Source organism: Flavobacterium sp. UBA7680, assembly GCF_002482975.1.
In the GTDB taxonomy this organism is placed as follows: Bacteria; Bacteroidota; Bacteroidia; order Flavobacteriales; family Flavobacteriaceae; genus Flavobacterium.
This window is the reverse complement of sequence record NZ_DLHA01000032.1, coordinates 401770-418035: the sequence shown is the minus strand read 5'-3', so window position 1 is coordinate 418035 and position 16266 is coordinate 401770. Positions and strand designations below refer to the sequence as shown.

Genomic DNA, 16266 nt, shown 5'->3' with positions numbered 1-16266 from the left:
TCCCGCGTGCGATTTCTCGTTCCTCGAAATGACAAAACTATATCTAAAAAATCTGCTCAGTCTGCAAAATCTGCGTTAAACAAAATCTTTTTAATCCTTTTAATCTGTGGCAGAAAAAACTTTGTGTCTTTGCGCCTTAGCGGCTAAAAATCTTATTGAACAGGAATCTTCAAATATTCTCCTTTAAAACTCTGATTTAAAGCCGTCATTTCAATAGGCTCATTAGAACCATCAGGAATAACTTCGATAGATGCTTTTCCGTTTGCCATTTTTATCGATTCACTTCCAGTTGGTGTTCCTTGATTCTTCAAAGTTTTTCCACCTTTCAGACATTGGAAATAAACACTTTCTTCATAATCTAAGCAGCGTAAATTGTTATTATCAATTGCAATTGCCGTAACCAGATAATTACCATTTTTTAGTTTCTCTGAAGACAATTGTAAAGACGAAGCTGTATCATTTTTATTGAAACGATAATTAACCTTAATCGTATCAGAAACCGTTTTACCGTCTTTATTTTTACCAATAGCCACTAAAACATTTTCTCCTTTTTTAAAGTTGACATCCCAAGTTAGGCCATTTGCAGGATATAGAGCAAGATTTCTTTGCTTTTCACCAAGAGATTTTCCGTCATGAAATAAGGTAACTTTCTCGCAATTACTAAAAACATTTATAGTTCTTGGTGTATTTTCAGGACCTTGACGTTCTGTCCAGGTATGCGATTCTATGTAAGCGAAAGGTGCTGCACCCCAATAACTTTTAAAAACATAATACGCGTCCTTCGGATTTCCGTTTCGGTCCACCAAACCTTTTTGGTTCATATACGGAATATCATCTTCCGGACGTAAAGGCGTTGCAAAATCCTTAAATGCCCATTGTACATTTCCCACAAAATTTGGGTCATTCTCGGATATATGCAAGTGCCAGTCAAATAAATCAACGATATAATTTTCGCTCCAATCGCCAATTTGGGCAATATTCGCAACTTTAGTCTGTACAATTGCTTCTTCCCAGCCTTCGGCTTTTATAACATTTTCGCCTGTTACAGGGTTTTCGCTGTGACGGCCTACGTGGCTGTCTCCGCCATATTCGGCGTGGATGAAATGTTTGTATTCTTTTTTGTAAACATCAATTGCTTTTTGGTAGCTTTTGTAACTTCCGGAATACCAGCCAGACCAGATAGAAGGGGAGAATACATCTACAATATGCGAACCTTCATAATATTTTCTAATGGCTGTTTTTCTGGTTGGATCTAGTTTGTGCGCAATGTCGTTTAATTCCGTTAAAAAGACATTTGTTTTTTCTGTATTGTCTCCGTTAGGAAAATCAGGAAGCCAGTTCATTTCATTTCCCAGCGACCAGATTATAATACTCGGATGATTGTAATTTTGATTGATGATTTCTTTGAGCATGTTTTTAGTATTTGTCTGCCAAAGTTCACCGCCAATTCCACCGCGGCACCAAGGTAATTCATCCCAAACTAAAAGTCCAAGTTCATCACAAGCTTTATAAATTTCAGGATCTTGCGGATAATGCGCTAAACGAACAAAATTTGCACCCATATCTTTTATCGATTTCATGTCGGCCCAATGTTGTGCGTTGCTCATTGCGGCGCCAACTCCGGCTTGTTCTTCGTGGCGATGTGTTCCGCGAATCAACAAACGTTTTCCGTTTAAGTAGAAAGGACCGTGATCTTTAAACTCAAACCATCTAAAACCTACTTTTTCAGAAACGCTGTCTTTAATTTGATTTTTTTCTGATAAAACAGCCGTTAAGGAATATAAATTTGGTTTTTCGGTATCCCAAAGTTCCGGGTTTTTGATGTTTTCAAAAGTGATTGTCGAAGTTTTATCAGAAACAGAAATAGTTTTACTTGCCACTTTTTTTCCTTTCGGATTTTTAAGTGTTACCGTTAACGATAAATCTTTTGAATTATCTGCATTTATAAAAGAAGAAACAATTTGTACCGAAGCTTTTTTAGCCGAAACTTCAGGCGTTGTAATCTTTAAATTATCAATATGATTTTTGTATTTCGAAACGAACCAAACATCACGCGTGATTCCGCCATAAATAAAGAAATCACTTTTTTGAGATGGAATAATTTCGATGTCGTAACTATTATCTACACGAACAAAAATATCGTTGTTTCCTTCTTTAATAAAGTTGGTAATGTCTATAGAAAAGCCAATATAACCGCCAATGTGTCCGCCGGCTTCTTTTCCGTTTACATACACTTTTGTGGTAATATTTGAACCTTCAAAGTATAGCGAATACACTTTATTTTTATCAATTTGCGTAATATTTAATTTCTTTTGATACCAGCTTGCGTCACGTCGGTAACCCGGGTATAAATCGGTTGCATCTTCGGCGTTCCAGGTATGTGGTAAATTTATAGAAGTCCAGTTTGAAGCTTTTTGCGCTTCGGTAAGATTTGAAGTATGATTTTCAAGATACAGCCAGTTGTCGTTAAAATTCATCTTTGTCTGAGCAAAACTGCTGCTCAGACAAATCTGAAAAAAAACAAAAAGCGCAAAAATTGAAAATGTATTGTTTTGATATAATGAGTTCTTCATAAGTTTTTTTTAGGTTCTGAGGTGCTAAGATACTGAGGTTCTAAGATACTGAGATGCTGAGGCTAAAAACCTTAGTCCCTCAGTATCTTAGCACCTCAGTCCCTTAACTTACTTTTTTCTAAGTAACGCTTCCAGAAAATAATAGTCGGCGTAGATTATTGGTTCGTCAATTTCGTCGTGTTTTGGCCAGTTTCCTGTGCTGTGATCGAATAGAAAAGGAGCCTTGATTTTAGAATCTAAAATATATTTATCAGTTTGAACCGATGCTATTAGTTTATCGGCGAAAGCCAAATAACTTTTATTTTGTGTATAACTGTACAATTCATATAATCCCGATGCCATTACCATTGCTGCTGAAACATCTCGCGGCGAATTTGGAATACTAGGATCTTTTAAGTCCCAATACGGAATTCCGTCTTCCGGCAGGTTTTTATTCGTCATGAAAAACTTTGCAGTGGCTTCAGCTTGTTTTAAATAGGCCGGATCTTTTGTATATCGGTATGACATTGTAAATCCGTAAACTGCCCAGCCTTGTCCGCGTGCCCAAACCGAATCGTCATTGAAACCTTGTAAAGTAGTTTTCTTTCTAACTTCACCCGTATTCGGATTATAATCAATTACGTGATAACAGCTGTTGTCTGCTCTAAATTGATTTTTTAAAGTCGTATTAGCGTGTTGAATGGCAACATCGCGATATTTTGGATTTCCTGATAATTTAGAAGCTTCAAACAGCAATTCCAGATTCATCATATTGTCAATGATAACCGGATAATCCCAAATTTCTTTGTTGAAATCCCATGAACGGATGGAACCCACTTTTGGATTAAACCTTGTGCATAAAGTTTCGGCGCCTTTAATAATTACCGCTTCGTACTCTTTCTTGTTTTCCACTTTCAGCGCTTCTCCGAAACTGCAAAACACTTTAAAACCTACGTCATGCGAATTACTGTTAACACTTTCCTTTTTGCTGAAAGGAGTCCATTTTTTAGCTTGTTCTTTATATTTAGAATCACCAGTCAATCGGTATAACTGCCAAAGATTTCCGGCAAAAAAACCGCTTGTCCAGTCTCTTGAAGGGACTTTGCGAATCTCATTGGTTTTGATATTCATGCTTCTAGGCATTGACAGAGAATCAACCGGATAATCGAGTAACATTTTGTAACGCGTTTCCAGTAAATTATTTGCCGCTGCAGTGCTTTTTGTTTGAGAATTAATCCCAGATTTGCACGCTGTTACCAGCGATGCAAACCCAAGGATTAAAATGAAACTAACTCTATTCATACTACTAATTAATCTTTATTTTTAGTTTCTATACTAAGTTTTTGAACGCGGATGAAACGGATTCGCTTTCGCGAAGACGCAGATAAAACGGATTTTAAAATATAGTTTTATCTTAAAAAAATCTGCGAAAATCTGCGTTTTCGCAAAGCGAATCCGCCAAACCCGCGTTCCATAATAATTGTACTAAATTAATAACCAGGATTATTTGGTTTTAAATTTGGATTTATAGCCAATTCTGTTCCCGGCAACGGCCATAAATAATCTTTATCAGGATTAAAATTCGCATGCGGTTCTAAACCTGCAGGACCAAATACTTCAGGACCATTTTTCAATCTTTTGATATCATACCATCTGATATATTCAAAAGCCAGTTCTAATCTTCTTTCGTCAATAACCATTTTTTTGAAATCAGCTTTTGACAAACCTGGAGTTACATTTGCAGGGAAAGAAACTTGTCTTCCTCCTTTATTTCTTGCTCTTGCACGAACTCGGTTTACATAACCATCGGCTTCTGAAGTTCCCGGATTAATTTCGTTTAAAGCTTCTGCTGCTGTCAATAAAACTTCGGCATAACGCATTGTAATATAGTTGTGCTGAGAAGTTCTTCCGTTTGCACCCGCTTTCCCAGGAAAACGATAGTATTTTGCAATATGCGGACGAGGCGCTTTTTCGTTATCACTTGAAGGAAATACCTGCAATGATCCGCCCGGACCGGTTTTCTTTCTAATAATAGTATCAAAACTTACTGCTCTTCTGTAATCTCTTTGATCCCAAGTATTAAATACTTTTAATGAAGGAACGGCAACAGAAAATCCTTGTCCGTAGCTATAACTGTCATCTTTTAATGAACCTGTAAAAAACGCAGTATAATCCTGACCGTAATTTCCAGATGTTAAGTTATTAAAATCTACTGTAAATAATGGTTCTTTTAACGAAGCTGCTTTTGTAGCGTTAAATAAATCCTGAAAATCTGCATCAAGACCTAAACCAAATTTTGCTTCGTTTGTAATAACATATTTTGCTTCGTCATACGCTTTTTGATATTGACCCAAAGTTAAATAAACAGAAGCTAAATATCCTGCTGCGGTACCTTTTCCCGGAACGGCTTTTACTTTTGGTTTGTCATCAAGCCATTGTTTTGCAAATTCTAAATCGGCAATAATTTTTGGATAAACATCTGCTTCTTTTGTTTTGCTTATAGAGTTTACCTGAGAAACATCATTTACTACAAAATCAATGTACGGAATATCTCCAAAAAGACGTACTAAATGATAATAAGTAAAAGCTCTTGCAAAATAAGCCTGAGCTACAATTGCGTTTACTTTTGCAGGATCTCCCGGCGTTTTTTTAGCACCTTCAATAGCCTGATTTGCTGCAGTAATGATCACATACGACTGTGGCCAAAAGTTAGCTACAAGCGCATTTGTATCATTCATACTCATATCGTTTACATCGATACGTGCGGCTTGTGTAGTTCTGTCGCCAATGTCAGACATATCGTCGCGAAGCATTAAGGCAATTGTAAATTCTCGTCCCCAATAATTGTTATGTGCAATGTTAGCAAAAGCCCCGTTTACAGCTGCCTGTAAATCGTCGGTATTATTGAAAAAGTTTTCTGGACGAATGACTCCCACCGGATGTTCTTCTAAATCAGAACATGCAAAAAAGGTAAGTGTTCCCAAGAAAAGAAAAGCTATATATTTTTTCATGATATTTTTATTGTTAGAATTTTACGTTTAGACCCATTGTAAACGTTCTCACGTTTGGATAACCTCCATAATCCAATCCTAAATTGGTATTACTTCTTGAGTTGTTGTCGTTTAAGTAACTCGTTTCAGGGTCAGTTCCCGGATAATCAGTAATGGTCCAAAGGTTTTGTGCACTGATGTAAAAACGAACTTTGCTTAATCCGAATTTAGAAACAACATTCTCACTTAAACTATATCCTAAAGAGATGTTTTTCAAACGGATGTAACTTCCATCATAAACAAATCTAGACGTAACTCTTTTTGTTCTTGCTGCATTTTTAGGAACATTTGTATCTGTATTTGTTGGGGTCCATGCATCTAAAACTTCTGTTGTAGCATTGTTGTTTCCAGATGCTAATTCCATTAAAGTATAGTTTAGGATTTGTCCGCCTTCTGAACCTTGGAAGAAAATATTCAAATCAAGATTTTTGTATGTGAAATCATTGTTTAAACCAAAGATGAAATCAGGGTTTGGATTTCCGATAATCGTTTTATCTTGTGAATCTAATTTTCCGTCACCATTGTAATCTCTGAATTTTTCACCACCTGCAGTTGTTTCAAAATTCCCCGGTAAAGCAGTTTCTCCTTGTTGAAGAACACCATCATAAATGAATCCGAAGAAAGAACCAACCGGCTCACCAACTCTCAAAATTTGAGATTCTGTTGCTAAGAAGTGACCCGGAGTTGAGTTGATCAATAAATCTTTATTATCAGCTAATTTTAATACCTTGTTTTTGTTTGAAGAGATATTAAAGCTTGTATTCCATGTAAAATCCTGACCAATAAAGTTTTTAGAATTAATACCTAATTCCCAACCTTTGTTTTCTAATTCTCCAACATTTTGAAGCTGAGAAGCAATTCCAGAAACTCCCGGAAGCGGTCTGTTGAATAATAAATCTTTCGTGATCGTTTTGTAGTAATCTGCCGTAATGCTGATTCTGTTATCAAATAAACCTAAATCAATTCCGTAATCTTGCTGGTATGAAGTTTCCCATTTCAAATTCGGATTATCCAAAGATGTCAATTGAACCGCATTTACAATAACGTCACCGCTCACATCATAAATTTCTGAGAATCTAGATAAAGTAGAGTAGGCACCAATTGATGGATTTCCTGTTGCTCCGTAACTCGCTCTCAATTTAAGATTAGAAATCGTTTTGTTATCTTTTAAGAAATTTTCTTTACCAATATTCCATCCAATTGCTCCAGAAGGAAAAGTACCGTATTTGTAGTTTTTACTAAAGCTTGAAGAACCATCTCGTCTGGCAGTAAACGTTAGTAAGTACTTATCATCGTAATCAAAATTCAACCTTCCGAAAGCAGAGATCAATTCAGTTTCAGATAAATTAGAATCGGGTTTTAAGAATACAGTTCCCGCACCAAGATTTCTATATGAATTTGTATTTGTTAAGAATCCTCTTGAAGCTGCAAACGAACTTTCGTTTTTGTTTTTTTGATAAGAGTAACCTCCAAGAACTGTTAAAACTCCTCTTTCGATAATCTCACGTTTAAAAGTCAAATAATTCTCTGTTAAGAAAGAAGAAAATCTAGTGTTGTTTACAGAAGCTTCTCCTTTGATATTTTTTCCGGCAATTAAAGTTGAAGGAATAAATCTTCCTGTTTGAGAATTATTATCCGTTAAACCTAAAGTCGTTTTAAAATCTAAATCTTTTGTGATTTTGTATTGTGCAAAGAAATTGTTTCTGTTTACAATAGAAACTGTTTCCAGAATATTTTCCATTGCAGTTGCATACGGGTTGTCAATGTCATCACCAATTGGCGCTGTTGTTGTATACGTTCCGTCTTCATTGTAAATTCCTTTGTCAGGCATAAATCTGTAAGCCGATGCAATTACACCCGCAGCTCCAGTTCCCCCGGCTCCAGTCTGGCTCACAATTCCGTCCTTGTTTTGTTTACTTGTAAAAGTATTTAAACCTACTTTAAATTTTGGAGATAAGTCAGCTTCAAGATTAGCAACAATCGTATATCTGTCAATTCCTGAATTAATTACAACTCCATTTTGGTTGAAATAAGTTCCGGAAACATAATATTTCACAGTGTCAGATCCGCCTGAAAATGATAATTGTGTATTCGAAATCATTCCATCGCGATAAATAACATCCTGCCAGTCTGTATTTGCAGGACCTTGTGTATGTGTAGTAAAACTTTTTCTGTACGCTGCAAACTGATCTGCATCTAATAAATCCAGTTTATTGTTTACCGTTTGAATAGAAGTAGAGTTACTGAATTCAATTACCGGTTTTCCTGGTTTTCCTTTTTTAGTGGTAACCATAATAACCCCGTTTGAACCTCTTGATCCGTAGATTGCTGTTGCCGAAGCATCTTTTAAAACCTCAATAGAAGCAATATCCTGAGGCGCAGGCATAGAAACCCCTGCAAAACCGTCTACAACTATAAGTGCATCTCCACTTGCATTAATTGAAGTTCCGCCACGAACCCTGATTTTTACAGGTGCACCCGGCTCACCACCATTATTACTTTGTACTGAAACCCCTGCTGCACGACCTTGCAAAGCCTGTTCTGCACTTAGAACCGGATAAGCAGTCAATTCTTTTGCCGTTACCGAAGACACAGAACCTGTAATGTCGCTCTTTTTACGAGTTCCATAACCTACAACAATTACTTCTTCAAGATTTTTAGTATCTGGTTTTAAACTTACATTAATGGCAGTTTTGTTTCCAACCGGAATTTCAACGCTTTGATATCCTACGAAATTGAATACTAAAACAGCATTTTTCTCAGAAACAAAAACGGTATAATTTCCATCCATATCTGTAGTTGCTCCAACTGAAGAATTTTTGATATAGACATTTGCACCAGGTAAACCGAGTAAATCTTCGCTCGAAGTTACTTTTCCGGTAACTTTTCGTTCCTGTGCAGTCATCATGATACTTGCCAGTAAAAAAGATACTAGTAAATACCATCTAAACGATTTAATTTGTTCGTCTGTAAACATTCATTTTTTGGTTTTAAGGTTAATGTTAGAGAAAGTAGAAAAGCAATAAACTCATTCCGATTATCACAACGACAAAAAAAATTTGCAGCAATAAAAAGTTTATTTTTTTGATTTTCATATCGCAAATGTATATGCCGAAAACGATATAGAAATACAAAAAAGGGTATCTAAAAATACAGATACCCTTTTTTAAGCCCATAAAACATTGGGATTTTTAAAATACGACAGTAGATTTATAAAATTTGTCGGAATATTGTGACGGCGTTTCTCCGTACCTTTTTTGGAAGCATTTGCTAAAGTATTTCGGATTGTTAAAGCCGACTTTATAACTAATTTCTGAAACGTTTAATTTGTTTTGTTCCAATAATTGAGCGGCACGTTTTAACCTGATTTCATGAATGAATTCGTTTGGCGTAAAATTCGTCCAGGCTTTTACTTTTAAGAATAACATGGTGCGGCTTACGCCTAATTCCGCACAGAAAAACGGAATATCAAATTGTTCATTTGAAATATTATCCTCCACAATTTTAAACGCTTTTTTCAATAATTCTTCGTCCAGAGATGAAACCGTTATTTCAGAAGGAATAAAACTGTCTTCGCTTGAAAACTTGAGTTTTAAACGCTCGGTTGAATTTAAAAGGTTTTTAACGCGAAGCCTGAATTCCATTAAGTTGAATGGTTTACTGATGTAATCATCGGCACCACTTTCTAAACCTTCAAATTTATAAACCAATGAAGATCTCGAAGTCAGTAAAATAACCGGAATATGACTCGTTTTTAAGTTTTCTTTTATTTTAGAACAAAGCTCCGTTCCTACCATTTCGGGCATAATAACATCGCTTATAATCAAATTCGGAACAAATTTTAAAGCTTTTTCAAAAGCAATTTTTCCATTTTCGGCTTCAATAATATTATAATCTTTTTTGAGCAGGTTTTTCATGAACTTTCTCAAAACCTTATGATCTTCAACAAGCAGAATGGTTTGTTTTTCTTCATTAACAATCAAATCGTCAATGTCTTCATTTTCTATAGTTTCTGAAGGTTCAAGCTGCGCCGTATATTGCGCAATATCGTCGCTGATTTTAAAATCAGGAATAATCTCGCTGTCTAAAAGATGTTCACGCCCAAGCGGAAGCGTCACTTTAAAAATAACACCGCCCGAAGTTTTATTCGTAACATCAATCGAACCTTTGTGCAGTTTTACAATATTCTTTACGATTGAAAGACCAATTCCAGTTCCTTTATTGTAATTTTTCTGAACCTGATTATGCGTTGGCACTTCAAAAAATAAATCGAAAATTTTATCAATATGTTCTTCTGAAATTCCCACTCCTGAATCTTCAACCGCAATAAAGAGATTTTCGTGATCGTGATTTATTTTAATGTTGATCGTTCCGCCTTTTGGTGTATATCGAAACGCATTCGAAATCAAATTATAAAATACACGTTCGAGTTTATATCGGTCAAAATAAACCGATATTTCTTCATCCGAAGTTTCAAAAGTATAATCGTAACCGCCGTCTTTGGCATATTCTATAAATGATAAAAAGATTTCCTTAGTGAATTTTACAATATTTCCGTTAGCAGATTCTAACGTAACCTGATCATTCTCCAATTTTCTGAAATCCATTAAACGATTAATTAAACTTAAAAGATGATTTGCACTTCCTTCAATCACTAAAAGCTTTTTGTACATTTCGTTCGTTCCGTTATAATCCGCCAGAATTTGCTGTAACGGCCCTAAAATCAAAGTTAAAGGCGTTCTAAATTCATGCGAAATATTAGTAAAGAAATCCAGTTTTGCACGGTTATTTTCTTCAATACGTTTCGTTTCCAGATATTCCAGTTCCAGTTTCTGTTTCAATCTCGCTTTCGATTTCATAATCCAGATCAAACCGTATAAACCTAAACCAATAATAATTCCGTACAATAAAAATGCCCAAATGCTGCGCCACGGAGCCGGATTTACAACAACCGTAAGCGTTGCCGGAGTTTTGTTCCAAACGCCGTCATTATTAGCACCGCGAACTTCAAAAACATAAGTTCCCGGATTTTGAATCGCAAAATTAGCTTCAGCATTTTTAGTTGTTGTCCAGTTATTTTCCAAACCAATTAAACGATAACTGTATTGATTGTTCTTTGATCGAATGTAGTTTGGAATCGCAAAGTTTATCGAGAAATTAGCTTTGTCATAATCAAGCGTTATAGTTTGAGTAAAACCAATGCTTTTTTCTAAAATTCCATCTTCATCACTTGGATTTACGGTTTCGTTTTTGATTTTCAAATCCGTAATTAAAACCTGAGGAGCGTATTGATTTAGGGAAATTTTTGCAGCATCAAAATAAGTGGCTCCAGATGGGCTTCCGAAATAGAATTGATTCGAATCTAATTTTAAAGCCGAATTATCATTGAATTCATTACTTGCCAATCCGTCTTTTTGATCATATATTACAATATTTTTCTTAGTTGTATTGTATTTGATAATTCCCAAATTGGTACTGATCCATAAGTTTCTATCATCATCTTCTAAAATGGAATGTATCGAAGTAATTACCGTATTTCCTACTTTAAGATTAATGTGAATGAATTTTTTTCCATCAAAATAATGAAGTCCTTTAGCTTTTGTTCCCACCCAGATTTTATGTTGAGAATCCTGAAACAAAGTCAAAATGTCGTCGCCGGACAAAGCGGCATGATCATAAAAGAAATGCTGAATTTTATATTGCTGCGGATTGAAATTTTTTAACGGAATTCGGTTTAAACCATTTTGAGTTCCAACCCAAACGTAATTTTGTTTGTCAACTAAAATAGTTCGAACAATATTATTGGTTAGAAAAACAGGTTTTGTATTGTCATTTCCTATAATTTGAAAATTCTTATTTGCTGTATCATAACGAATTAAACCTTTTCCAAAAGTCCCAATCCATAAAACAGAACCTTCTGTTTTAAGCGAATAAACACCGCTTTCTTTTAATAAAGTCAATAAATCCGAAGTAATTCGGTTGTCTTCAATTCGTTTTGAAATCGTATTGTAAGCCGATAAACCTTTAGAAAAAGTTCCAATCCACAAAATATGATCGTCAGAAAGACACATTGATTTAATGTCGTTTTTATTGGCCTGACCCGTTTTGCTGTTGATATAACTTACGGCTTCGGTATTTTGATTGTAAATCGTGATTCCGCCGCCTTCTGTTCCAAAATAAATATTATGATTTTTATCGGCAATAATCGAACTAACCACATCAAAACTCATCGGAATCTTTTTTGAATTCTGATTATAATTAGAGAAATTGACATTTGAAACGTCCCAAAGATTCACACCTTTGTAGTAACAGCCAATCCAGATCGAACCTTTTTTATCCATATAAACAGATTTTACCTTGTCGATTCCGTTGCTGTTATTGCTGTTGTTTATTTTTTGCAGACTTTTATCTTGCCCTAAAATGTAAATTCCGTCATAAGCGCCAATCCATAAAGAACCTTGTTTGTCAATTATTAAAGATCGAATATCACTATTGATTTCGTTGAATTTTGCAGCATCTATAAAAGGAACATAAGTTTTTTGTTTTTGATCGAATTTTAAAAGCCCTTTATTTTTTGTTCCAACCCATAAATTACCCGTTTTATCTTCAATAACCGATTGTACCGTTAATAAATCAACAGGATTTAACGGATAATTTTTAAACGAAAATTTGCTGCCTTTTCTGCTTGTCAGCTGACATAAACCTTTTGTGGTTCCAATCCAGATTTCACCTTTTTTGGTTTTTACAATGCTTAAAATATTATTGCTCGGAAGTGTAGAAGTATCTATATCTGAATGAAAAACTGAAGTAAAATTTCCAGTACTTTTATTCAAAATTGTCAATCCTTTTGAAGTTCCAAACCACATTTCGCCGTCAATTTCTTTAATCGTCCAAACCGCATTATTGCTTATCGTGTGATTGGCTTTGGTATGCAGATATCTCGTGAATTTGCCAGAAACAGGATCGTAACAATTCAAACCATTGTAAGTTCCAACCCAGATTTTCCCAGAATTGTCTTCAACAATTGCCAAAATATCATTGTTGCTTATGGAAGATTTATCATTAACATCATTCCTGAAAATCGTAAATCGGCTGCCGTCGTATTTATTCAGTCCGTCGCGAGTACCAAACCACATCTGCCCAAACTTATCCTGATGTATGGCAATAACAGAACTCTGCGAAAGCCCGTCGGTTGTAGAAATATTTTTAAGGCGGTATTTATTTTGGGAAAACATATTTCCGAAAATAAGTACGGTTACGAGAAAAGCTACTTTATACTTCATAGCATTTAAGTTTTAGTGAAGAATTGTTTTTTTGCCACAGATTTTACAGATTAAAATGATTTTTTTATAGCCACGAATTCACGAATTATTAAAAAGAATTTAATTCAAAAAATTCGTGAATTCGTGGCTAATCTTTGCGTACAGAAATAATCCTTTTAATCTGTGAAATCTGTGGCTAGATATTTAAACACATAGAAACATAGATTTTCTTTTTATAAAAGGGAATCAAAAAAACTAGTTTTTCACACATAGCTTTACGCAAAACCTATGATTGTTAATGCAAGTGAAACGCCTTTATACGGTTCTAAAAACTATGTTTCTATGTGTTTAAATTATTTTTTTAAGCGTTTGTTTAATTGATAATTATACAAAGACGGGATTTTTTCTATCGACGTGTTTAAAAATTCAATATAAGGATCGACGTCGTATTTGATTTCAAATTTTGTATTTCCGTGTACGCCAATGATTCTGGCGAAAGCACCGTCTTTCATTCCGTATAATAAAACCGGTTTTGACTGATCTGGATTTTCGACTTGTACATTCAAATTCCAAAACGTGCTGAAAGGTCCGTGTGACGGTTTCCAGTAATCAGCACCGCCGCCGCCAAATAAAAAGTAACTATTGTTTTTATCAGCCGTAATATGAACCGTTATATTATCAAATAAATTTTGATGATTCGCTCCCGAATGCTGATCTAAAAGAGCATCAGCAAATATTTCACAATCCTGATATACGTTTTTAGTAGAAAAAGTATTGAAACTCAACGGATGAACCGCTTTATTGTAGATTTTAAGATTCTTCACTAAAACATTATGTACGCCACCTAAAGTTACCGTATAATGCGACAAATGTGGTCCATCGGTAATAATATTCTGAACCGTAACATTTGAGATTTCTTCGCCTAAAATTCCACTGTCGGCATTGGTGATTTTTACATCATTCACCCAGCTGTTAAAAAGACGAGTCAGGAAAACAGCATTATTTCCCGGTTCAATATGATGCGCCACTCTCGGAATATCAGGAAAAGTAAAGCGAAGATGTTCAATTCCTACTTCATTTAAATGTTTCCATTCTACCAATTGCGCCTGATAACTAGGTTTAATCGAAATGGTCAAAGGAGTTTTTATGGTAATTTTTGAATTTGAAATCTTCACAATTTCAACCTGTTGTCTCACAATAGGAAGTTTTGGAAACTGCCAGTGATGCGAACCCGGTTTCACTTTTGCACCTTGGTATAAATCTTTAACTATTTCGCCATTTTCACCATCTTTATTGAATAATTCCAATTCAACAATATCACCAACTTTTAGATTCTTTACATCAGAAACATTGATCGTAAATTCACCCATTTTCCCAGAACTGACTTTCGCCAAAACATTAGAATCCGGTTCGTATTTATCCAAATAAGATTTTACACGTTCACCCGGAATTTGTGTCCAAATGAAACCGCCAGACCACGCATATTGTGAAAAAGGCAGATCGACATTATTTTCAGGTTCGCGTTGTCTTTTGTCAAAAGTGGTAAGATATTCACGAAGTTCCGCCAGAGATTCCGGATCTTTAAGATACATCATCGGTCTTGGGCAGTAAATTTCAGTTCCGTTTTCACCGGAACCTGCACCGCGAAGTACGAAATTGCTTCTTTCTATATAGACAATTTCACTCAGAATAATTTTGCCTTGAGGTAATTGTAAAATAACATTTCCGTCAATGGCATTTGCAGCTTTTAAAGCCTTCAATAAAGCTTTTGAATCGTCTAAATTATCATTTGCTTTTACGCCAAAATCAACAGCATTAATAATTTTTCCGTTAGCTTCAGGAATTTGGCTTTCGCCGAAATGATATCCCGCAAAACTAAAATCAGGAAGATAATCTGTTTTTGAAGTAATAATTTTTGGTGTTTCCTGAGCCAACACAGCATTCATAAAGAGGCTGCAGGATATAAGGATAGTTTGGCGAATCATGGTTTTGTGGTTTTTGTGGTTAGTTAGTTTTATTGTGTGGGTTTGCCACGAAGGCGCTAAGGCGCAAAGTTTTTTTGTTTTTACGCCTTATTGTCGGCGTCTTGATGAGAACTTTGTCAAAGTTTTAAACTTTGACAAAGTTGACTGCAACTAGAAAAATCTTTTTAATCTGTGGCTTTAAAAAAAACTTCGCGCCTTAGCGCCTTCGTGGCAAAACTTTACACGGATCGCTTAATCCCTAATTCAAGTCCTCGCAATTCTGCCAGACCTCGTAAACGCCCAATTGCAGAATAACCCGGATTTGTTTTTTTCTTTAAATCATCCAGCATTTGGTGTCCGTGATCCGGGCGCATTGGCAATTTGGTTTTGTTTCTTTTCTCCACTTCTAAAATTGCTTTTACAACCTCATACATATCAACATCACCTTCAAGATGATTTGCTTCATAGAAACTTCCTTCTTCATCTCGTTGCGTACTTCTTAAATGAATAAAATTCATTTTATCACCATGACGTCTTACAATTCCCGGTAAATCATTATCCGCTCTAACGCCGTACGAACCTGTACACATTGTAAACCCGTTTGATTTAGAAGGCGCAGCATTCATTAATTCAATCAAATCTTCCTCCGTACTAACAACTCTCGGCAAACCTAAAATCGGGTAGGGCGGATCGTCTGGATGAATCGCCATCAAAACACCTTTACTTTCGGCAACCGGAATAATCTGTTGTAGAAAGTAGAATAAATTATCTTTTAAAGCTTGTCTGTCAATATGATGGTAACCACTTAATGTAACTAGAAAATCTTCAACAGAATAAGCTTCTTCTGCACCCGGAAGTCCAGCCAGAATGTTTCTTTGTAATTTTACTTTATCTTCATCCGTCATAGCCAGAAAATAGTTTTTAGCTTTTTGAGTCTGTTCTGCAGAATATTCTTTTTCTGCGCCCGGTCTTTTCAAAATGAATAATTCAAAAGCCGCAAAAGCATTAATATCAAAACGTAAAGCTTTCGAACCATCTTCAACCGTATAAGACAAATCAGTTCTTGACCAGTCTAAAACCGGCATGAAATTATAACACACACATTTAATTCCGCATAAAGCCAGATTCCGAATGCTTTCCTTATAATTTTCAATGTATTGAAGATAATTCCCCGTTTGTTTTTTAATGTCTTCGTGTACCGGAATACTTTCCACAACCGACCAAGTCAAACCCGAAGCACCTTTTTTAGGATCTCCGTTTTCGTGTTCAATCTCTACTTTTCGTTGAATGATTTCGTCAATGCTCCAAACTTCTCCGTTTGGAATATGGTGTAAAGCCGTTACAATTCCGGTTGCTCCTGTTTGTGCAATATCTTGTAAAGAAACAGGATCATTTGGCCCGAACCATCTTAATGTTTGTTCCATTTGTTATGTGTTTT

Annotated in this window: 7 protein-coding genes; all 7 read right to left on the bottom strand. The window is 35.4% G+C overall.

Going from position 1 to position 16266, the window contains the following annotated elements; all coding sequences use genetic code 11:
* Positions 1–152 precede the first annotated feature (152 nt).
* The 7 genes from B3C18_RS15690 to uxuA all read right to left on the bottom strand — a co-directional run bounded on the left by B3C18_RS15690 (position 153) and on the right by uxuA (position 16252).
* Positions 153–2573, bottom strand: a complete 2421-nt coding sequence (locus tag B3C18_RS15690) for a glycoside hydrolase family 2 protein (protein ID WP_291148488.1) — start codon at positions 2571–2573, stop codon at positions 153–155.
* Between the two features lie 108 nt (positions 2574–2681).
* Positions 2682–3854 (bottom strand): glycoside hydrolase family 88 protein, encoded by a 1173-nt coding sequence (locus tag B3C18_RS15685; RefSeq protein WP_291148485.1) that lies wholly within the window; start codon positions 3852–3854, stop codon positions 2682–2684.
* Between the two features lie 188 nt (positions 3855–4042).
* Positions 4043–5563 (bottom strand): RagB/SusD family nutrient uptake outer membrane protein, encoded by a 1521-nt coding sequence (locus tag B3C18_RS15680; protein WP_291148482.1) that lies wholly within the window; start codon positions 5561–5563, stop codon positions 4043–4045.
* Positions 5564–5576: 13 nt separating this feature from the next.
* On the bottom strand, positions 5577–8579 hold the full coding sequence (locus tag B3C18_RS15675; protein WP_291148480.1) for a SusC/RagA family TonB-linked outer membrane protein: 3003 nt from the start codon (positions 8577–8579) through the stop codon (positions 5577–5579).
* A 214-nt stretch (positions 8580–8793) separates the two neighbouring features.
* On the bottom strand, positions 8794–12885 hold the full coding sequence (locus tag B3C18_RS15670) for a two-component regulator propeller domain-containing protein (protein ID WP_291148479.1): 4092 nt from the start codon (positions 12883–12885) through the stop codon (positions 8794–8796).
* Between the two features lie 332 nt (positions 12886–13217).
* On the bottom strand, positions 13218–14849 hold the full coding sequence (locus B3C18_RS15665) for a DUF4955 domain-containing protein (protein ID WP_291148477.1): 1632 nt from the start codon (positions 14847–14849) through the stop codon (positions 13218–13220).
* A 218-nt stretch (positions 14850–15067) separates the two neighbouring features.
* On the bottom strand, positions 15068–16252 hold the full coding sequence (uxuA, locus tag B3C18_RS15660) for a mannonate dehydratase (protein WP_291148476.1): 1185 nt from the start codon (positions 16250–16252) through the stop codon (positions 15068–15070).
* Between the last annotated feature and the right edge of the window lie 14 nt (positions 16253–16266).

Coding starts and splice junctions, on each gene's coding strand:
- B3C18_RS15690 (WP_291148488.1), bottom strand. CDS start 2,573: ATGAAGAACTCATTATATCAAAACAATACATTTTCAATTTTTGCGCTT.
- B3C18_RS15685 (WP_291148485.1), bottom strand. CDS start 3,854: ATGAATAGAGTTAGTTTCATTTTAATCCTTGGGTTTGCATCGCTGGTA.
- B3C18_RS15680 (WP_291148482.1), bottom strand. CDS start 5,563: ATGAAAAAATATATAGCTTTTCTTTTCTTGGGAACACTTACCTTTTTT.
- B3C18_RS15675 (WP_291148480.1), bottom strand. CDS start 8,579: ATGTTTACAGACGAACAAATTAAATCGTTTAGATGGTATTTACTAGTA.
- B3C18_RS15670 (WP_291148479.1), bottom strand. CDS start 12,885: ATGAAGTATAAAGTAGCTTTTCTCGTAACCGTACTTATTTTCGGAAAT.
- B3C18_RS15665 (WP_291148477.1), bottom strand. CDS start 14,849: ATGATTCGCCAAACTATCCTTATATCCTGCAGCCTCTTTATGAATGCT.
- uxuA (WP_291148476.1), bottom strand. CDS start 16,252: ATGGAACAAACATTAAGATGGTTCGGGCCAAATGATCCTGTTTCTTTA.